Annotated in this window: 15 protein-coding genes; 5 read left to right on the top strand and 10 right to left on the bottom strand. The window is 70.1% G+C overall.

Going from position 1 to position 20,221, the window contains the following annotated elements:
* The first annotated feature begins 501 nt into the window (after positions 1-501).
* Together ACIQHQ_RS33860 and ACIQHQ_RS33855 are read left to right on the top strand one after the other, a co-directional pair.
* Complete coding sequence (locus ACIQHQ_RS33860; protein ID WP_402619571.1) at positions 502-1,122, top strand: SRPBCC family protein; 621 nt, start codon at positions 502-504, stop codon at positions 1,120-1,122.
* A gap of 31 nt (positions 1,123-1,153) precedes the next feature.
* A complete protein-coding gene (locus tag ACIQHQ_RS33855) occupies positions 1,154-3,472 on the top strand; it encodes an FdhF/YdeP family oxidoreductase (protein WP_402619568.1) in 2,319 nt (772 codons plus the stop codon).
* 301 nt (positions 3,473-3,773) lie between these two features.
* On the opposite strand, the gene ACIQHQ_RS33850 is transcribed toward ACIQHQ_RS33855, so the two are convergent.
* The 6 genes from ACIQHQ_RS33850 to ACIQHQ_RS33825 all read right to left on the bottom strand — a co-directional run bounded on the left by ACIQHQ_RS33850 (position 3,774) and on the right by ACIQHQ_RS33825 (position 10,804).
* Positions 3,774-4,982, bottom strand: a complete 1,209-nt coding sequence (locus ACIQHQ_RS33850) for a glutamate--cysteine ligase (RefSeq protein ID WP_402619566.1) — start codon at positions 4,980-4,982, stop codon at positions 3,774-3,776.
* 245 nt (positions 4,983-5,227) lie between these two features.
* A complete protein-coding gene (locus ACIQHQ_RS33845) occupies positions 5,228-5,359 on the bottom strand; it encodes a hypothetical protein (RefSeq protein WP_402619563.1) in 132 nt (43 codons plus the stop codon).
* A 604-nt stretch (positions 5,360-5,963) separates the two neighbouring features.
* The gene (locus ACIQHQ_RS33840; protein ID WP_402619561.1) at positions 5,964-7,400 is read right to left on the bottom strand and encodes a GH1 family beta-glucosidase; all 1,437 of its coding nucleotides are present in this window, start codon (positions 7,398-7,400) and stop codon (positions 5,964-5,966) included.
* 79 nt (positions 7,401-7,479) lie between these two features.
* Entirely contained in the window at positions 7,480-8,403 is a 924-nt protein-coding gene (locus ACIQHQ_RS33835; protein WP_402619558.1) for a carbohydrate ABC transporter permease, read from the bottom strand.
* Between the two features lie 12 nt (positions 8,404-8,415).
* The gene (locus ACIQHQ_RS33830) at positions 8,416-9,402 is read right to left on the bottom strand and encodes a carbohydrate ABC transporter permease (RefSeq protein WP_402619556.1); all 987 of its coding nucleotides are present in this window, start codon (positions 9,400-9,402) and stop codon (positions 8,416-8,418) included.
* Between the two features lie 91 nt (positions 9,403-9,493).
* A complete protein-coding gene (locus ACIQHQ_RS33825; protein WP_402619553.1) occupies positions 9,494-10,804 on the bottom strand; it encodes an ABC transporter substrate-binding protein in 1,311 nt (436 codons plus the stop codon).
* Between the two features lie 327 nt (positions 10,805-11,131).
* On the opposite strand from ACIQHQ_RS33825, the gene ACIQHQ_RS33820 reads away from it, so the two are divergent.
* Positions 11,132-12,145 carry a LacI family DNA-binding transcriptional regulator gene (locus ACIQHQ_RS33820; protein ID WP_402619550.1) on the top strand — a complete coding sequence of 338 codons (1,014 nt, stop codon included), beginning with the start codon at positions 11,132-11,134 and terminating at the stop codon, positions 12,143-12,145.
* Between the two features lie 777 nt (positions 12,146-12,922).
* Here the strand turns inward: ACIQHQ_RS33820 and ACIQHQ_RS33815 are convergent.
* The 3 genes from ACIQHQ_RS33815 to ACIQHQ_RS33805 all read right to left on the bottom strand — a co-directional run bounded on the left by ACIQHQ_RS33815 (position 12,923) and on the right by ACIQHQ_RS33805 (position 15,616).
* Positions 12,923-14,149, bottom strand: coding sequence for an NlpC/P60 family protein (locus ACIQHQ_RS33815; protein WP_402619547.1), 1,227 nt, complete (start codon positions 14,147-14,149; stop codon positions 12,923-12,925).
* Positions 14,150-14,608: 459 nt separating this feature from the next.
* On the bottom strand, positions 14,609-15,112 hold the full coding sequence (locus ACIQHQ_RS33810) for a hypothetical protein (protein WP_402619545.1): 504 nt from the start codon (positions 15,110-15,112) through the stop codon (positions 14,609-14,611).
* Positions 15,113-15,280: 168 nt separating this feature from the next.
* Positions 15,281-15,616 carry a hypothetical protein gene (locus tag ACIQHQ_RS33805; RefSeq protein WP_402619542.1) on the bottom strand — a complete coding sequence of 112 codons (336 nt, stop codon included), beginning with the start codon at positions 15,614-15,616 and terminating at the stop codon, positions 15,281-15,283.
* Between the two features lie 598 nt (positions 15,617-16,214).
* Here ACIQHQ_RS33805 and ACIQHQ_RS33800 point away from each other — a divergent pair.
* Both ACIQHQ_RS33800 and ACIQHQ_RS33795 read left to right on the top strand, forming a co-directional pair.
* Positions 16,215-16,691, top strand: coding sequence for a hypothetical protein (locus ACIQHQ_RS33800; RefSeq protein WP_402619540.1), 477 nt, complete (start codon positions 16,215-16,217; stop codon positions 16,689-16,691).
* Between the two features lie 712 nt (positions 16,692-17,403).
* Positions 17,404-18,315, top strand: a complete 912-nt coding sequence (locus tag ACIQHQ_RS33795; protein WP_402619537.1) for a hypothetical protein — start codon at positions 17,404-17,406, stop codon at positions 18,313-18,315.
* A 171-nt stretch (positions 18,316-18,486) separates the two neighbouring features.
* Here ACIQHQ_RS33795 and ACIQHQ_RS33790 read toward each other — a convergent pair whose 3' ends face one another.
* Positions 18,487-20,022 carry a fused MFS/spermidine synthase gene (locus tag ACIQHQ_RS33790; protein WP_402619535.1) on the bottom strand — a complete coding sequence of 512 codons (1,536 nt, stop codon included), beginning with the start codon at positions 20,020-20,022 and terminating at the stop codon, positions 18,487-18,489.
* Positions 20,023-20,221: the final 199 nt, after the last annotated feature.

Genomic DNA, 20,221 nt, shown 5'->3' with positions numbered 1-20,221 from the left:
GTCTCTGTCCGACGTCCCCGACCGCATCGACGACTTGATCTTCCTTCTACGCCCTCCACCGCCGACGCCCCGCGCTCGTTCGGCCGGCCACCTGCCGGATCACGGTGAGTGGCGGGTGGACGCGCAGGGGGTGAAGCTGGAGGGGACCGACCAGCCGGGATGCGGCGCCCGGCCGCTGTTGCACCGTCCAGACCAGCTCGACAACCGCATCGCCGACCTCTGGCCGGGCGGCGAGGCCGACCCGGTGACACGATCGCCGCCGGCGTGCGCGACGGCCCCCCGTACCGCACCGTCCGCACGGCCGGCGCTGACCGCCATTCCCAGCCACCGCAGGAAAGCGCCTGTGGCAGACCCGCCCCTCTCGTGGCCGGGATCGCACGGGACACCGACGCACCGGGGCGACTCGACGGACACGACGGGGGAACCGGAAGAGAAGCCCTGACGCACGAGGGAAGGCCGGGTACCCGGAAGCCCGGCTCCGTCACCGGAAGAGAGACGACGATGGCGCACGAAGACGACGCCCAGCAGGCCGTGCCGAACACCCCGGGGATGCGTCCGGACGGCGACGGCGTCACGCGCCGCCGTCCACTGCGGGAGCGGCACGTCCAGGAGACGGTAGAGGTCGCGGTGCCCGTGCGGACGGCGTACAACCAGTGGACGCAGTTCAAGGCCTTTCCGCGCTTCTCGACGCTGGTGCACGGCGTCGAGCAGATCAAGCCCACCCTGACCGCCTGGACCATCGGCTACGGCCCCCTGCGCCGCCGCTTCGCGGTCGAGATCGTGGAGCAGGACCCCGACGCCTACCTGGCCTGGCGCGCTTTTGGGCAGAACCCCTCCCACCAGGGCGAGGTCGAGTTCGCGCCGACGGAGTCCGGCGGCACCGTGATCACCGTCCGGATGTTCCTGGAACCGCAGGGTGCCGCGAGGATCCTCACCGGCTCGTCCCGGGCCGCCCGGCTCACCGCGCGGCTGGTGCACGGGGAACTCATGCACTTCAAGCGGTTCATCGAGGGACTGGGGCAGGAGGGCGGTGCCTGGCGCGGCACCATCCGCAACGGCCGTGTGCAGCACGATCACCCGGAACCGCCCAGGAGCCGCGTGGCCCAGTGGCCCGTCGGCTGACCCGCGGACCGGACGAGAGAAAGGCGAACCGATGCAGAACCCGCCCGGCGAGGAGCCGGAGACCGCTCTCTCCGTGACACCGCCGAAGAAGTGGGCGGCCGGAGTCCCCGCGGTCGTGCACGCACTGGAGTACTCCCTGGAGCAGACCTCCGCGCGCAGGACCGGGGTGGACTTGCTGACCATGAACCAGGTGGGCGGGATCGACTGCCCCGGCTGCGCGTGGGCGGATCCGGCCCCGGGGCGGCGTCATCGCAACGAATACTGCGAGAACGGCGCCAAGCACATCAACGACGAGGCCACCTCGCGCCGGATCACCGCCGACTTCTTCCGCGAGCACAGCGTCTGCGACCTGGCCGCCCGCTCCGACATGTGGCTCAACCAGCAGGGCCGGCTCACCGAGCCCATGATCAAACGGCCCGGCTCCGAGCACTACGAGCCCATCAGCTGGAACGACGCCCTGGGCGTCCTCGCGCAGGAACTGAAGGCGCTGCCCTCCCCCGACGAAGCCGTCTTCTACACCTCCGGCCGCGCCAGCAACGAGGCCGCCTTCGTTCTGCAGCTCTTCGCCCGCGCCTTCGGCACCAACAATCTGCCCGACTGCAGCAACATGTGCCACGAGTCGAGCGGCTTCGCCCTGAGCGAGACCCTGGGCACCGGCAAGGGCACCGTCGGGCTCGACGACCTCCACCACGCCGACCTGATCTTCCTGGTCGGGCAGAACCCGGGCAGCAACCACCCGCGTCAGCTCACCGCCCTGGAGGAGGCCAAGCGCAACGGCGGCCGGATCGTGGCGGTCAACCCGCTGCCGGAGGCCGGGCTGCGGCGCTTCAAGAACCCGCAGAAGCCACGCGGGCTCGTCGGTCGTGGCACCCAGATCGCCGACCGCTTCCTGCACATCAAGCCCGGTGGCGACCTCGCCCTGTTCCAGGCCCTCAACCGCCTGCTGCTGGAGGCCGAGGACGCCCGGCCCGGCACCGTCCTGGACCACGACTTCATCAACGCCCACACCACCGGCTTCGAGGAGTTCGCCGAGCACACCCGCACCGTCGACTGGGACGACGTGCGCACCGCGACCGGACTGACCCGCGAGGAGATCGAGAAGGTCAGCGAGGAGGTCCTGAAGAGCGAACGCGTCGTCGTCTGCTGGGCGATGGGCATCACCCAGCACAAGCACGGCGTGCCCACCGTCCGGGAGATCGTCAACTTCCTGATGCTGCGCGGCAACCTGGGGCGCGCCGGTACCGGCGCCTGCCCGGTGCGCGGCCACAGCAACGTCCAGGGCGACCGCACCATGGGCATCTGGGAGCAGATGCCGGACACCTTCCTCGACGCCCTGCAGCGGGAGTTCGGCTTCGACCCGCCGCGCCCGCACGGTCTGGACTCGGTGGACTCGATCAAGGCGATGCGCGAGGGCCGTGTCAAGGTCTTCCTCGCCCTGGCCGGCAACTTCGTCCGGGCCGCTCCCGACAGCGCGGTCACCGAGGAGGCGATGCGCTCGTGCCGGCTGACCGCCCACATCTCCACCAAGCTCAACCGCTCGCACACCGTCTGCGGCGACACCGCGCTGATCCTGCCGACCCTCGGGCGCACCGAGCGTGACGTCCAGGCCGGCGGCGAGCAGTTCGTCACCGTGGAGAACTCCATGAGCGAGGTGCACACCTCCCGGGGGCGCCTCGAACCGGCCTCCCCGCTACTGCTCAGCGAAGTCGCCATTCTGTGCCGGCTCGCCCGCCGCACCCTGGGCGGGAAGGCGGAGATCCCCTGGGAGGAGTTCGAGGGCGACTACGGCACCATCCGCGACCGTATCTCCCGCATCGTGCCGGGCTTCCACGACTTCAACGCCCGGGTGACCCGCCCCGGAGGCTTCCAACTGCCCAACCCGGTCAACGAGGGCGTCTTCAACAACAAGGTCGGCAAAGCCCTCTTCACCTGCAACGAGCGCGTGGTCCCCCGCGCACCCGAGGGTCATCTGCTGCTGCAGACGCTGCGCTCGCACGACCAGTGGAACACCGTCCCCTACACCGAGGACGACCGCTACCGCGGCATCCACGGCAGCCGCCACGTCGTGCTCGTCAACCCGGCCGACCTGACCGAACTCGGCCTCGCCCACGGCGATCGTGTCGACCTGGTGAGCGTCTGGTCGGACGGCACGGAGCGCCGGGCCGAGAACTTCGAGATCGTGCCCTACCCGGCCGCCAAGGGCTCGGCCGCCGCCTACTACCCGGAGACGAACGTCCTGGTGCCCTTGGACAGCGTCGCCGACATCAGCAACCAGCCCACGTCCAAAGGCATCGTCGTCCGCCTCGAACCCACGCCCACCCGGACACGGGCACGGCCCAAACCCCTCTGACCGGCGGCACGACCGCGACGGGGCCCGCGACGACAGCGGGCCCCGTCGGCCGTTGAGCTCACGGGCACCGCACGAGTCGGCTGCACCGATGACGGCACGCGCACCGTCCGCTTCACCGTCACCGCCGCGCAGGAGACGGCCGGCGGTGACCACCTGCGCTGGGCGGCCACGTATCGGTGCCTCAAGAGGGCGGGGCCGGCGTCAGGCGAAGGCGGCTGACGAGGTTGCGATGTCCATTGCCGGCGGGAGGGTGTCCGTCTTCGGAACGCCGGGGTTCCCGGTCTTTCACGGAAGGGTTCCTTCAGACCTCCCCACCGGCGGCACCGACGTCTCCCTGGTACCGGCAGGTGGCCGAGACGATGTAGTCGACGACGTCCTGCGCGCTGGAGCGCTGCCGGTGGGCGGCACGCTGGCGGTCGGCGCCGCTTCCCTCGGTGCGCAGGCGCCGCCACTGCTCGCGCACCAGATCGAGGTCCTCGTGACGGCGGAGCGCCGGGGCGATGGTGTTCAGCAGCCCTTCGACGAGGGCGACTTGGGCCACCAGGTCACCGGTGAGCGGATCGATGCCACTGCCGGACAGTCCGTCCCGGGCAGCACGCCAGCAGGCGGCGCGTAGGACCTCCGGTGCCGGGCGCGGGGCTGCGTCGCCGGCCCGGACGGCGGCGAGGGCGGTGGCGGTCAGGGCGCGGACGACAGCGGTGAGCAGGAGGGTGTCGTCGGGGGTCAGGGCGGCGTCGGCGACACGGATCTCGATGGTGGGCAGGTGGTGGGAGGGTCGTACGTCCCAGTACAGCCCGCCACGGTCGATGAGTGCTTCTGCTTCGAGGAGGGTGTGGACGAGGTCGTCGAAGTGGGCGGGTGATTCGAAGTAGGGCGGTGGACCGGCCACGGGCCAGCGTCCCCAGGTGGTGGTGCGCCAGCTGGCGTACCCGGTGTCCCGACCTGCCCAGAACGGGGAGTTCGCCGTCAGCGCGGTCAGTGTCGGCAGCCAGGGCCGCAGGTGATTGCTGACGGAGACGGCGTCACCGGGGTCGGGAACGCCGACGTGGATGTGGCAGGCACACACGATCTGGTCGTCGTCCAGGGCGCGGAAGTGGGCCACACTCTGTGCGTAGCGCGCCCCCGGCGTCATGGGTACGGGGGCTGCCTGGCCGTGTACCGGGGTGCCGGTGGAGGCGATGCGCAGGCCCAGTCGGGCGGCGGCGCGTGCTGCCGTCGTCCTCGCCGAGCGGATCTGGTCGTCGGCCTCTTTCAAGCAAGTGTGCGGGTCGGTGCGCAGTTCGACCTGGTAGCGGGTCAGCTCAGTACTGATCCGGTCGCCGAGTTCGCCGGTAGCCTCCCCGACCAGCTCGGGACCGTGAGGGCTGGGGGTTCGGGTGGCCGGATCGATCAGGAGGAGTTCTTCTTCGATCCCGACGGTGAGCGGCTCGGGAACGGAGGCCGGTGCGGAGTCGAGAACCGGTTCGGCAGCGTCCGCCGGAGCCGTTCCGCTGCGATGTTGACTGCCCATAGTGATGACACTGTCTCAGAAAGTACGGGCTGAGTGGATGCGGCGGTGACGGTACTGGTCCAGGACGGCCAGGATTGGTCGCTGGATGGTGAACGAGCCGAACCGCCCGGCCGCCTGCCAGTGCCGTGCCGGCAGGGGTGCTCCCAGCGCCCGAAGGTTTCGGCCCGCCCGCGCCACCGCCTCCACGAACCGGCAGGCGGCGACAAGACGTGCTTCAGGAGCGGGGCCCGGGCGGACGGCCGGATTCAGTCGGGTGTCCAGGGGGCGGTGAACTCCTCGGCCCGGCGAACTCCTCGGCGCGGCCGCGCCTGGGCGAACGGCGCGAATCCGCAGCCCCAGCGGGCCGCAAGCCGCGCCTCGGTCTTCTCGATGGGCACGTCGTGTCCGGCCTCGCACTACAGGGCGGGCACGAGCGGGGCGTCGCAGCCGACGGGTACGGGCTCGACACCGCCCCTCTTGCCGTCCCCCTCTGCCCCCACCGCATCGACCCGACGAACAGCGGGAACGGAGCCCGGCCCCGATCGGTGAGGCCGTATTCGTGCCGGGTGCGCTCCCCCGGCACCCGACAGGGCCGCCGCTCCATCAGCCCGTCGCCCACCCGCTGCCGCAACCACTCGAAGGCCACCGCCGCCTCCCGAGGGCTACGAGCTGAGAGGGCCTGGGACGTGCGGAACGGCACTGCTGGCATCGGCGGCACCGTGCTGGTCCTGATCGGCGCCCCGTGGTGGCTGATCTGGGTCCAGGACGGTCATTCACCATGGCGGTCGGGGGCATCGGGATCCGCAGCGGCCGCCTGCCGTGTGGTCCGAGGAGCCGGGCGGTGAATGCCGCCTTCGCAGGGCCGGTCTGCCGAACCAGGCGTCTGGGGCGCTCCGGGGTCACCGGAAGCGCGCCGGGCCCCCGCCTCCGCTCGTGCGGCGGACGGGGGCGGACCGGCGGTACGGCACCTCGCGCGACGCCGGACGGGCCGCACCGGTCCGGTCAGGCTCCGGGCAGTACCCCGGTGCGCGCGACCTGGGAGTACCAGCGGGCGCTGGCCTTGGGGATGCGGGTGCCGGTCGGATAGTCGACGTACACGGCGCCGAAGCGCTTGCTGTAGCCGTGGGCCCACTCGAAGTTGTCCAGCAGGGACCACAGGAAGTAGCCGCGAACGTCCGCACCGTCCAGGATCGCCTGGTGGACGGCGGCCAGATGGCCGCGCACGTAGGCGATCCGGGCGGGGTCGTTGACCTGGCCGGAGGGGTCGGCGTAGTCGTCGAAGGCAGCGCCGTTCTCGGTGATGACCAGCGGCAGCCCCGGGAAGTCGGAGGCGAGCCGGCGCAGCAGCTCGTAGAGACCGCTGGGGTCGATGGCCCAGCCCATCGCGGTGGTGTCGCCGGGCGGCTGATGGAAGGCGACCCGGTCGGCTCCCGGCCACGGGCTGTGGGCGCTGTCACCGTGTCCGTCCGAGGTGTGGGTGCCGCTGTCATTCGCTTCGGAGACCACGGTGGGGCTGTAGTAGTTGACGCCGAGGAAGTCCAGCGGCTGGTGGATCAGCGGCAGGTCCCCGCCCTGGACGAAGGACCAGTCGGTCAGCTCGGCGGTGTCCTTGAACAGGTCCTCCGGGTAGGCCCCGTTCAGCATCGGGCCGGTGAAGACCCGGTTGGCGAGGGCGTCGATACGGCGGACCGCGTCGGCGTCGGCGTCCGTCGCGGTGAGCGGGCGGACGTGGTGGATGTTGAGGGTGACCGAGACCTGTGCGTCGGCGCGGAGCCGGTCGCGCAGCGCCCGGACGGCCAGGCCGTGTCCCAGGTTGAGGTGGTGGGCGGCGCGCAGAGCGGCGACCGGGTCGGTGCGGCCGGGAGCGTGCACGCCGGAGCCGTAGCCGAGGAAGGCGCTGCACCAGGGCTCGTTGAGCGTGGTCCAGGTCTTCACCCGGTCGCCGAGGGCGTCCGCCGCGAGGGCCGCGTACTCGGCGAACCGCTCGGCCGTGGCACGCTCCGGCCAGCCGCCGGCGTCCTCCAGCTCCTGCGGCAGGTCCCAGTGATACAGGGTGGCGACGGGCTGGATGCCCTTCTCCAGCAGCTCGTCGACGAGCCGCCGGTAGAAGTCCAGGCCTTTCTGCACGGCGGGGCCGCGGCCGGTGGGCTGGATGCGGGGCCAGGCGAGGGAGAAACGGTAGGCGCCCAGGCCGAGTTCGGCCATGAGGGCGACGTCCTCGCTGCGGCGGTGGTAGTGGTCGGTGGCGATGTCACCGGTGTCGCCGTTGCGGACCCGGCCGGGGGTGCGGGCGTAGGTGTCCCAGATGGACGGCGTGCGGCCGTCCTCCGCCGTGGCGCCCTCGATCTGGTAGGCGGCCGTCGCGGAGCCCCAGAGGAAACCCTTGGGGAAGGTGCGGGCGGCGTCCTGGGCGGATGCGGTCTGCTGCTCGGTGACCACGTAGGTCCTTTCAGGGTAAGGGAGTTCGCAGGCGGAGGCCTGACGGGGGGCGGTGTGCGGGTGGTCCGGGCGCGGTAGGTCAGCCCTTGACGGCGCCCGCCATGATGCCGCTGACGATCTGACGGCCGAAGACGATGAACATCGCCAGCAGCGGCAGCGTGCCGAGCAGCGCGCCGGCCATGATCAGCGACTGGTCGCGGACATACCCCGCGCTGAGCTGGGTGAGGGCGACGGGGACCGTCGGGTTGGTCATGTCGAGGACCACGAACGGCCAGAAGAAGTCGTTCCAGGCGTGCACGAACGTGATCATGAACAGGACGGCCATGGCGGGCCGGGCGACCGGAAGCACGATGCTCCAGAAGATCCGCAGCGAGTGCGCCCCGTCCACGCGTCCGGCCTCGACGAGTTCGTCCGGCAGCGCCTCCGACAGGTACTGCCGCATGAAGAAGACGCCCACCGCGCTCACCAGCGTCGGGAAGATGACGGCGGGCAGCTGCTGCGACCAGCCCAGCTCGGCCATCATCATGAACAGCGGTACGACGCCGAGCTGCGGCGGCACCAGCATGGTGCCGATGACCAGCATCAGCAGGACGTTGCGGCCCTTGAACCGCAGCTTGGCGAAGGCGAACCCGGCGAGCGTCGCGAACATCACCGTGGACAGGGCGATCACCCCGGCCACGATCAGGCTGTTGATCATGGCCTTGCCCATGGCCGCCTCGTCCCAGGCCCGGGCGAGGTTGCTGAACAGGTTCGGGCCGGGCAGGAAGGGCGGCGGGGTCTGGCTGACCCGGGTGTTGTCCGTGGAGGCGGCCACCATCGTCCAGTACAGCGGAAAGATCGACAGCACCGCCATGACGGCGAGCAGCACGTAGGCGAGGGGCCCGGCGTGGTGCTGGCGGCCCGCGCGCTGGCGCAGCAGCCGGCGGCCTCCACGCCCGGCCGGCTTGTCGGCGGAGATCCGGGCCGCGGTGCCGGTCCGGGCCGGGAGACTCTGAGTGGTCATGGTGACTCCAGGTCAGGACGTGCGGGAGCGTGCGCGCTTGACGAGGCGCTGCACGAGGAGAACGACGACGAGCAGCAGGAACATCGCCCAGGCCACGGTGGCCGAGCGGCCCATCTGGTAGTTCTTCCAGCCCTCCTCGTACAGCAGCAGGCCCAGCGTCTGGTACTGGTTGTCCGCGCCGCCGCTCACTCCGTTGGGGCCCTGACCGAAGATCAGCGGCTCGCCGAAGAGCTGGGTGGCGCCGATGGTGGAGAGCACGATCGTGAAGACGATGGTGGAGCGGATCCCGGGGACGGTGACGTGGGTGAACTGCTGCCACCGGGAGGCGCCGTCGAGGGAGGCCGCCTCGTAGCGGTCGGCGGGGATGGCCTGCATGGCCGCCAGGTAGAGCAGCGCGTTGTAGCCGGTCCAGCGCCAGATGACGATGGTGGAGATGGCGACCTGGGCGGGCCACTTGTCGGCCTCCCAGTCCACGGGGTCGATGCCGACCGAACCGAGCGCCCAGTTGATCATTCCGAAGTCCCGCTCGAAGATCATCGTGAAGACGAGGGCGGCCGCGGCGACCGAGGTGGCGTAGGGCACCAGCGAGGCGACGCGGAAGAACAGTGAGGCGCGCATCCGGTAGTTGAGCAGGTGCGCCAGCCCCAGTGCCATCAGCAGCTGCGGCACCGTGGAGATGACACCGATCGTGATCGTGTTCTGCAGAGCGTTCCAGAACCGGGAGTCGCCCCACAGCTCGACGTAGTTGTCGAACGCCACCCACTCCATGACGTCGAGGGTGGCCAGTTCCACGTCGTGCAGGGAGATCCACGACGTGTAGACGAGGGGGTAGAAGCTGAACGCTGCGAAGACCACGAAGAACGGCGCGACGAACACGTACGGGGCGCTCTTGATGTCGAGCCGGTGCAACAGCGCGCCGCGCCGCCGGGCGGTGCCGTCGTCCGGGGACGGCACCGGGGGCTCGGCCCCGGTCACGGCCTTGGTGGTGGAGGTGGCCACCGGATTTCCTTCCTGAGAGCGGACGGGTGAGCCGGCCGTCCGTGCCCACCGGCGCGGAGCCGGCGGGCACGGCGGCCGCGGAGGCCAGGGGTCAGCCGACCGCCTTCTCGATGCGCTCCGCGGTGGTCTCCCACGCCTTGTCACGGGCGGTGCCCTGCTGCTCGATCAGGGTGAGCCCCTGGGAGAAGGTGTCCTTGATCGTGCCGTCCTTGCGGCCGAGGACCTGCTTGTCCGGTATCTCCTGGGCGGCCGCACCGAAGATCTGGCCGATCGGGGCGCCTGCGAAGTACTCCGACTTGGCGCTCTTCACCTCGGCGGTGTTCAGCGCCTGGCGAGAAGAGGGGATGTTGCCGATCTCCTTGAAGATGTGGGCCTGCTGCTCCGGGGCGGTCAGCCAGGCGACGAGCTTCTTGGCCTCCTCCTTGACCGGGCTCTGCTCGACCACGCCGAGGAACGACCCGCCCCAGTTGGCACCCTTGGGTGCCTTGGCCACGTCCCACTTGCCCTTGTTCGCCGGGCCGGCCTTCTCACTGATGTGGCTCAGCATCCACGCCGGGCACACGGCCGTGGCGAACGTGCCGTTGGCCAGGCCGGGGTCCCAACCGGGCTGGAACTGGCGGAGCTTGGCCGTCAGCCCGTCCTCCGCCGCGTCGGCGGCGAGGCTCCAGGCGTCCTTGACGACAGGGTTGCTGCTGTAGATCAGCTCGCCCTTCTCGTCGTAGAACTGCTCGGGGTGGCCGTAGATCATGGCGTTGAACAGGCCGCTGGCCGCGTCCATGTAGGCGACGCCGGCGGTCTTGAAGTCCTTCTTGAAGGTGCGGCCCACCTCGACGTACTTGTTCCAGTCGCCCTCCCAGAGCTTGGCGACCTGCTCGCGGTCGGTGGGCAGTCCGGCCTTCTCGAAGTAGTCCTTGCGGTAGCAGACGGCCATCGGTCCGATGTCGGTGCCCAGGCCGAGCACCTTGCCGTCGCCCGTGCTGATCTGCGACTGCTTCCACGGCAGGAAGTGGTCGGTGCCCGACACGTCGCCGAAGTCGGCGAACTTGTCCGCCTGGGTGTCGGTGATCTCCTTGGCCCGCCCGATCTCGATGCCCTGGATGTCCTTCAGGCCCTTGCCGGCGGCGAGCCGGGTCTGCAGCGCGGTGTAGTAGGTCTGCTCGTCACCGGCGATCTCGGCCTTGATGTCGACCTCGGGGTTCTCCTTCTCGTACTGCTCGAGAAGCCCCGTCTCCTTGATGCCCATCACCCCGTACAGGCCCATGGTGATGGTGACCTTGCCGTCCTTCTTCCCGCCACCGGTGGCGGAGCCGTCGCTGCCGCCGCAGCCGACGACGAGCGTCAGTGCCCCGACGGTCGCGGCCGTCGCCACCGCCTTTCCGCGCAACGAACCGAGACTGCCCATGGATCTCCTCCTAGCGACGGCGCTGACACATCGGAGTGACGAGTTCTGCGCTGACTACTGCGATGACTACAGCGATGACATATGTATGACTTTGAGGGTGTGGGAACGTGCCCACTCCTGAGTGGGCACGTTCCCACCGGCGCATCGAAGACTCGTGGGAGCGGACCCATCTGTCAATGACTTGAACGCAACTCGTCATCGGGGCACCGCAGGCCGACCCGGCCCGCGACAGCTCCCTGAGTGCTGGGCCGACGGCCGGATCTGCAAGAATTGCCGCAGGTCACCTCCGCGGCAGGTACAGCCTCCGCGGCGCCGAGGGGGGAGCACATGAGCGGCAACCGCCGTCCCACGATCAAAACGGTCGCCGCCCGCGCCGGCGTCGGCCGCACCACGGTGTCCCGCGTCGTCAACGGTTCGGAACTGGTCAGTGCCGACGCCCGCGCCAGAGTGCTCGCGGCGATCAAGGAACTCAACTACGTCCCCAACTCGGTCGCGCGCGGCCTGGTGACCAACCGCACCGACGCCGTGGCCCTGGTGATCCCCGAGTCGGAGAGCCGGCTCGGTTCGGAGCCGTTCTTCGCCGCGCTCATCCGCGGTGTCAGCGGCGCGTTCACGGGGAGCCGCACCCAGCTGCAGCTGATGCTCGTCCGCGACCAGGCCGAACGGGACCAGCTGACCGAGTCGGTGGCGACCCGCCGTGTGGACGGTGTGCTGCTGGTCTCCGTGCACTCCCAGGACCGACTGCCGGGCATGCTGGAGGAGATGGGGCTGCCCACCGTGCTGGCCGGCCGACGCGACGCGGGCGAGCGGCTGAGCTACGTCAACTCCGACAATGCCGGCGGCGCGGCAGCGGCGGTACGCCACCTGCTGGAGCGCGGACGGCGACGGGTGGCCACGATCACCGGCCCACTGGACATGGACGTCGGCCGCAGCCGGCTCGCCGGCTGGCGCACCGCACATGAGGAAGCGGGCGTTCCCGCACCGGAACTGATGATCGAGGCGGGCGACTTCACCGAGGAGGGGGGCGCCCGCGCCATGCGTTTGCTTCTTGAACGCGCACCGGGCCTGGACGCCGTCTTCGCCGCCTCCGACCTCATGGCGGTGGGCGCCCTGGCCGAACTGCGCCGGTGGAATCGCCAGGTGCCCGGCGATGTCGCGGTGGTCGGTTTCGAGGACTCCGTCCTCGCCCGCCACACCAGCCCGCCCCTTACCACGGTGCGTCAGCCGGTGGAGGAACTGGGGCGGACCATGGCCCGCATACTGACCGACATCACACAGAACGGTGCGCCTCGGCAGCAGGTGACGCTGCCGACGGAGCTGGTGGTGCGCGAGTCGTCCTGACCGCCGCGCGGACGAGGTGCACGGAGCGTTCCGGCTGGCCGGCTGATCGGCTCACCCGTCGGTCTACTTGTCGCAACCGGGGAGTGCCGGCACCTCGGGGCCGGGGCGTCCCCATGCCGCCCGGAGAGTGCGCGGCCCGTGGCCGCGTGAGGTGCGCGGCCACGTGGTCGGCTCCCTCGGTGAAGCCGGTGACCTCGCATCCGCGCAGGATGTCCGCGCCCAGGACGAGGGTCTCCTGCTCCAGCTGTGCCTCGGTTCGTTTTCCGGGGCAGGGCGAGGGTGTGGGAGAACGGGCTCACGCCGCCTACTTCGCCGACAGTCCGCTGTCCGAGCCGGACACGGACAGCCCGAACTTCCACGTCCGTCTGGGACCGGCCCGCGTTCGACCGTGCCCTGCCGGCCGACTTCCGCCCGTTGCACGTCGCCATCGTCGGCATGGGACCGGCCGGCATGTACACCGCGCGGGATCTGCTCCTGCACACCAACGCCGAGCTCACCCTCATCGACCGGCTGCGTCACGGCGTCCCGGCGCCGATCGAGGCTCTGAGTGCCACGCCCGCCCCACCCGCGGCGCACCCCGGCGCCGCCCCCCCGGCGTCCGGCACCCCGCCCACAGTCACCCCAAGCCCCCGGGCGGTAGGCAGGCGTGCCGAACACGACATGGCCGACTCCCCCACCTCACCCCACACCAGGCCCGCGACCGTGCACGCCCGGCTCGGACCGTCCGGACGAACTCGGCCGGTCACAGACGGCACCCCGCCCGGGGCCGGGCCGACGTCAGGCCGGGCGCATCACACCTTTGATCGCCGACTGGCCGGCGAAGAAGACCGACTCCTCTCGGATGCGCGCTCCCGGGCCCGGGGCGTGAATCATCACGCCGCCGCCGCTCCAGATGCCGACGTGGCTGATGTCGTCATGGAAGAAGACCAGGTCTCCCACCTGGACCTCAGTGAGCGCGACCTGCAACCCCGCGCTCCACTGGGCCTCGGTGGCCCGGGGAAGCGTCACGCCGGCGGCCTTCCACGCCGCCTGGGTGAGCCCAGGGGCGTCGAACGACCCGGGCCCGGCCGCGCCCCAAACGCAGGGCCGACCGATCTGCCCTCGGGCGAAGGCGATCACCCGCTCGGCCTGGGTACTGCGGCCGGCGTCCGGAGACAGCCAGGACCCGTCGTGGGCGGCTGATGTGACGCCCGTGAAGGCTGTTTCCCCTGCCGTCCAGATGACCGGCGCCGCGATGACGGCAGCCGCCGCCGGCGCGGTGGGGGCGGGTGCGGCGGCCGGTTCGGCGGGCAGTGCCGGAGCAAGAGCCGCAGCGGCAGGTACAAGGGTGTCCGGCAGACCGGTGTCATAGGGCGCGGTGTGATAGGTCGCGGTCGGGGCTGGACCTATGGGCAGCAGCGCAGCGGGCTGCGGGACGGGCAGTGGGCCGGGCTCCGGGGCGGGGGCTGGTTCGGGCTCGTACAGAGGCCATGCCGCCACGTCTCCGCCGGGGGCCGAGTGAGCATCTGCACGCCAAGCGCTCTCGTCCTGCGTGGACTCGCTTGCCGCAGCCGGTGCGACGGGCCGGCCGGAGAGCTGCGGAAGGGCAGGTGTCGTCGTCCGAGCCGATCCTCCGGTCAGCTCCCACGCAGCATTGGCGGGCGCCTTGGGCCGCTTGGGCGCTTCGAGGGCGAGGGGCTCGGCGGGACGTTCCGCCGGGCGCACGGATCGCTCCAGCCGGGGCGCGGCGTCGGGGCGGACCGGAAGCCTCTTTTCCGGCAGCGAAGCCGGCATGGTCGGGCCCAACTTGGCACGGGCGGCGTCGAACCACTGCCGGGTGAGAGCTCCGAGCGCGGGCTCCGTGTCTTCCCGGGATCGGCCGCGGGTGCCCGCGCTCCGCTGGCGCGGGATCGCGGCGGCGCGGGTCGCGTTGAAGGTGCCCGTGTCGTTCTCGGCCCGGTCGTAGAGGTTGTCGACATACCGACGCACCTCGTCAGGGCTCAGCGCCTCGTTCTCAGTCGCCAACGTGGCCACCAGCAGACCGCGAGAGCTGGGCCTCAGCAGTGACGTCTTCCGGGACAAGGGAGTTGGCCCTGCCCGCGAAGGCGGCCACTGCGGGGCGCGAGGTTCGTTCCGGCGCCATGGAAAGGGCGCTCCTTTCGTCCGAGCATGCACGAGACCGTCCACTCATCGGCGGAACTCGTGCAGTCGGTGACCAACGTAGCCAACTTGTGAGTCTTTCGTGAAGATCGAAGCCCTGAATGCCCGATATGCTTTTGTGACCTTCGCCGCTCCCACCGCACCTTGACGACCCGATCGGTACCGCCCCCGGCGTGGCGGGGCCGGGGGCCGCCCGCCCGCCTCAAGCCCTGAGTGCTTACAAGCGGCGCGGCGCCGTCGAACGCTGCATCAACCCACTCAGGCAGCGGTGCGGCCCGGCAAATGCGAACCGACACATTCGCCACAGCCTGTGCCGGTTCCAGCTCACGCCTCGGCCGCAGTCACCTGTACCGGCGGGTCTGCGAGGAGAACGACTCGATCGGCCTTGACGTCGAAGCCGAGCACTGGATGGCCGACGTCGCCCTCCTGGTCCATCAGCACCGGCTTGCCCAGCCGCCGTCCGATCTCCCGGAGGAAGCCGCAGAACACATCAAGTCGATCCTGGCTCTGCAACTCCCGCAGGTCAATGTCGAAGTCGACTTCATCGGCGGCATGGAAACGGAAGATCGCCAGCACATCGGCAGTGGGCCAGACCCGCAGGTCCGGGCACTCGGCATCCGCCGGGCGAGACAGCACGGCCTCCGCCCGGGGCACGGGAAGCACCTTCTCTCCCTCGGAGTACTGACACTTCCAGCCCTTCTCCGCGACAAGATCAAGGACCGCCTGCCAGTCCTCCACCGAGGCATCCGGGACACGCACGTCCGGCAGCGACCCCATCAAGTCCGGGTCGAAGAAGCACTTCACGTCATCCCACAGCAGATCGGCCACCCCGCCATGCTTCCCGGCTCACCGACCCGACGCACCCCCGTTTCCCTTGACCAAAGACATAGGCCCCCTGCGGGCCGCATGAAGTGCCAGGCCGCCTCCCCACGGTTCATAAGAACGGGTCGTCACCGGCCGCACGGCGTCCAACGGCCTTCAAGCCGGCCGCCCGCACTACATGCTCAACGACGCCGCGAGACGGACGGCGGTCTTCTCGCCTGCTCGCTGCTTGATCAAGCCTTCCTTCGCCGCCGCACGAAGCCTGATCTTCGAGCGGCCCACGCCGTCCCTTGTCACCAGCGCGGTGACCACGACAGGGTTCATGTTGCCCATACCACCACCGGCGACGACACGGATCGTCTGCCGGTCCCCGCCGGGGTCGACATGCATGGGCCCCACCGGCCGTCCGGCTCGACCACACACGTGGACGACACGCGTGACGGCATCCTCGAACGGCAAGGGGATCACAAGGTCGATCTCATGAACGTTCTTCCTCAGCAACGTGGCCACGAGCCGAGTCAACCGACGGCTGCCCCCGCCCATCGCACCCAGAGCAGCAAGCTCCTCCGCCAGGATTCCGTCCTCACCTGTGTCCACGCACCCCACCCCTCACTGCCGGACTGTGCCCCATCCGACCACGTCTCGGCCGCTCACAGCACCCGGCCCCATCTGGCGCCGTCCGCAGTGAAAATACTCCTCGTCCGGGGGGGCGGCGCGCTGTTCGTCTGACCGTGCGGTGCGCTGTTCGTCTGACCGTGCGGTGCGCTGTTCGTCTGACCGTGCGGTGCGCATCCTTGATTCGGCCGGAATGCGAAACGGTCCCGCCGGAACGCACCCAACCTCGGCATTCGCGGCCTTACCGACCTGGCCGTCGCCCGACGTCGCAGCGACGACCGCAAGCGTCGACCACCTGGTTCCGCCAGGGGCACTGCGCAGGTCACCAACCAGCCTCGCGCCTGCGACCGGTCTGCCGACGCCACCACGTTCCGGTCCCGCCGCACACACCCCTCGTAGAACCGCTGGACTTGCTGCACGCCTGCCTACGAGCAAGCCGCTGTCGACACGACCAAGTCAGACGCCCCCACCGTTCGTGGGGACAATGAGCCGCATGGCCACAGACCAGAACGCAGCGTTCACGCTTCCGCGAGGCGCCACAGGATTCTTCGTACCGAAGGACGGGCCCCTGCCAGAAGTCGACCAGCGGACGTTCAGGGCAGCCCTGTACGCGGCCGCGAGGGTCGCCGAAGGCCGTGTGGCTGAGATAGAGGAGCAGGCCTTCCCTCGTACGTTCCACACCGCGACGATCACCACGGGCACAGGCGGGTACGTCGTCCTCTGTCACGCCCACCACCCCTGGATCGCCTTCGCGGCGGAACGCCGGGAGTGGTACACCGAAGAGTTTCGCGACCCGCCACCCTGGGCCCACATCTTCACTGATCTCGGGTTCATCCTGCTCGATCGCGCGCAGCTCACCGCGCCTCTGGCCGGCGTCGACACCTCGGTGCTCACCCAGGACGAATGGCGCCAGATCCGCCTCTATGGACTCACCACCCTGGGAGGCCTGCTCTTCAACGCCTGGGACTGACCTCCAAGCGGGGACTGCGCGTCCCAGCTCCGCGGCGAGCCCGCCCTCCGCGGCCGGGAACGCGCCATTCACGACTCCACCACGGCCCATGAGCTGTGGGCGCTCTCCGAACAGCTCACCGACGTGCACTACCCATGGCCCACGGAACCGCATTCTCGGAGATGAAGGGGTCTCACGCGGGAGCAGCCGCCCGGCAGACAACGCCGGAACGCCGATGGTCGTGATCGCCGGAGAAGCGAGCGTTGCTCGTCGTCGCCCGACTGATGAACCATCCGACACCGAGGCGGTGCGCCGCCCTTGGTGTCTCAAGGTCCGCACCGAGCGGAACGTCACTCTCACCGGCCCCACTCTCTCTCAAGCAGCCACAACGCTTCGCAGCGAGACGGTGCTCGGCGTGGACGGCACGAGCCGCCCCCCGCCCGACGGCCGTCGGCTGTCCCGTCGGCGGCCTGCCCTTCAGCGGGTCCACCGGCCCTTTTCCCGGTTGCACGGCGGCCTGAGGCACGACACCACTCCTGCCCGATGTACGACCCTGACATCAGGTGTTGGCTGAAACATCAACTCACCACACCTGAAACACAGTTGTCGCACATCTCTTGGGTTGGCAGACTCGCCTCGCCGACGGGATCACACGGACAAGCGTGCGAACACTCACGCGGAACCATCACGTCGGCGGACGGGACTCACGTCATCACACCAGGGGGAAACATCCATGAATCTCAGCCTGCCCAGACGCGCCCTGGCCCGTGCCACCGCCACCCTCGCGCTGGCGCTGGCCATGGCCACCGGCACCACGGGCCTGCTCTCCGGGACCGAAGCACACGCTCTGCCGGTCACCGAAGGCGCCTTCAGCTTCAGCGGTGACGAGCACGACTACATCAGCGGCGGCCAGTCCTACGCCTACGCGACGGCGTCCCAGGACCGCATGAACGTCTCCGGCAACACCGACAACAGGGTGGTCACCGTCTCCGTCGACGGAGCGAACGGTGACTGGTGGACCCTGAACCTCGCGGCGCCGTCCGGGAAGACCCTGACGCCCGGGACCTACACCGGAGCAACCCGCTACCCGTTCAACGACGGGACCGAACCGGGCCTGTCGCTCAGCGGCAACGGCCGCGGCTGCAACCGACTCACCGGCACCTTCACCGTCTCCGCGGTGGAATTCGGCCCTCAGGGCTACGTGAAGAAGCTCGACGCCAGCTTCGTGCAGCACTGCGAGGGAGGCACCCCGGCCGCGCGCGGTGAGGTCCACATCGAGAACCCGGCCCCGCCGGCCGAACTCGGCCTGGGCCTCGACATCGCCCTGGCCGGCACCGCGAGTTCCCTCAACGGCAAGGCCACCCTCCACGGAACGGTGAGCTGCAACAAGCCGGTGCAGGTGACCGTGGCGGGGCATGTCACGCAGGTGAAGAAGCGGGACCTCATTCGCGGTTCCTTCTCCACGTCGGTGTCCTGCACCCCGGGCGCCCCGGTCGACTGGACCGGTACGGCCGTACCCACCGGCTCGGTCCCCTTCCAGAAGGGGGACGTCGAGGTCGAGGGCCGCGCGACGGCGACGGACCCGGACTACGACCTGCCGGTGACGGTCAGCGAAACCGTGGCGGTCCGCCTCACCCGGGTCTGATGTCCAGATCCTGACGCACTGCCACAGCCACATCGCCCGGCCCGGGGCCCGCTCCTCTCGAGGAGCGGGCCCCGGGCCGCATCGCGTCGCACGACACCTGGACCACGGACCTCCTGGGATGTGCGCTCCGGGACGGCGGGAGTCCCGTCCCGTCACCAGAAAGCATCCGTGTCACCGGCTGCTCTGCGGACTGTAGGGCTGCAAGAGCTGGTCCACGGGTGCGTGATCGTCGGTGAGGAGTTGGGCATCACCGGTCCAGGAGGTGAGGTCCTGCCCGGTGGTGACCCTCCAACCGGTTCGCCGGGCGTCGAGCGCTCTTTGGATGGCGCGCAGGTCGACCGGCTGGTCGGACGCGAGCACCACCAGGTTGCCGCCGACGGCGTCGGCAGCCGGGCCCCGGCCTGTGTCGGCGGGTTCGCCGAGGAGGGCGACATGCTCGAAGGTCTCACCGAGGGTGGCTACTTCGGCGCGCGCGAAGTCCATACCACCGTGATCGATGAGGTTGGCAACGTACAGACCCTCCTCGTTGAGCACACGCCGTACATCAGCCATCGCTTCCGCTGTGGTGAGGTGCCACGGGACGCTGACGCCCCCGAAGGCGTCCCCGACGATCAGGTCACGACTGCCGGTCTCCAGCCGCCGCAGGCCCAGCCTGCCGTCCTCGACGCGTACGTCGATACCCGCTTGCGATCGCAGCCCCAGCTGCTCGCGGTTGATGCCCACGACCCCGGCGTCGATCTCGGAGACGAGGCTGTGCGTTGTGGGCCGCGTGGCCGCGAGGTAGCGGGGAAGGGTGAGTCCGCCGCCGCCCAAGTGGTGGGCGACGAGTGGTTCACCTTGCGGGAAGGCGGCGTCGACCACCGACGCGATGGCGCGCACGTACTCGAACTTCAGCTGGGTCGGGTCGTCGACGTCGACGTACGAGTGCCGCAGACCGTCGAGTACGAGCGTGCGGCCGTCGCCCCCACCGGGGTCCGCGACGACCCGTGCGCAGTGGTACTTGGTCTCCACGTCGCAGCCCCCGGGCGCCGCCGTGACGCCGAGACCACCTGCCACGACCACGAGTGTCAGGGCGGGGGCGCCGCGCCACCCGCGGGTTCGCCACTCGACCCACGCCGAGCCGGCCACCAGCAGTGCCCCGAGGCCGAGCAGTATCCCGCTGACCGGCAACCTCGACACGAGGACGAAGCCGGTGAGGACCGTGCCGACGATGGCGCCGACGGTGCCGATCCCTGAAAGCCGGCCGACTACCGAACCGGTCTCTGCCAGGTTGGTGAGACGCAGCTTCGTCACGAACGGGGTCACCGCGGAGAGCAGCGCGCCCGGCACCAGGATGGTCAGCGACGCGATGACCAAGAGCACCGCGGGTGCCCACTCCGCAGTGCTGCGCAACAGGGAGGGGGTCAGCGCCACCACCGCTCCGGAGATTCCGAGCGACGGACCGATGAGCCGACGTGGATCGACCTGGTCCGCGATGTGCCCGCCCAGCCATGAGCCGAAGGCGATGGCGGTGAGTGCGATGCCGATCACCATGGTGCTGGTTTCGAGGGTCAGGCCGAGGTAGGGGGCGAGCAGCCGCAAGGCGACGATCTCGACGACCAGAACCGCTGCCGAGGATCCGAACACCAGCATTGCGGCGGCACGAGGGCCCAGACCGACACGGCCGGGCGTGCTCTCGGCGACAGGCGGCGACGACGATCCGGTCACGGGCGCCATTCTTGCACGCAGCCCGCAGCCCGAGCGGCACCGCGTCAATCCTCATCCCTCGGCCCGCAACGTCACCGCGGGCGCAGGTCGCTCCTCCCTGCTGCATCTCCGGCGGCCCGTGCCGACGGCACGGGCCGCCGCGGCCTCGGCACTCTTACGGACGGTGTGCCAGTAGGTGTCGCCGGGGCGGCGTTCCGTT

The sequence above is a fragment of the Streptomyces sp. NPDC092370 genome (assembly GCF_044755265.1).
GTDB lineage: Bacteria > Actinomycetota > Actinomycetes > Streptomycetales > Streptomycetaceae > Streptomyces.
Note: the sequence above shows the minus strand (reverse complement) of the source record. Positions and strands in the feature narration are given on the sequence as shown.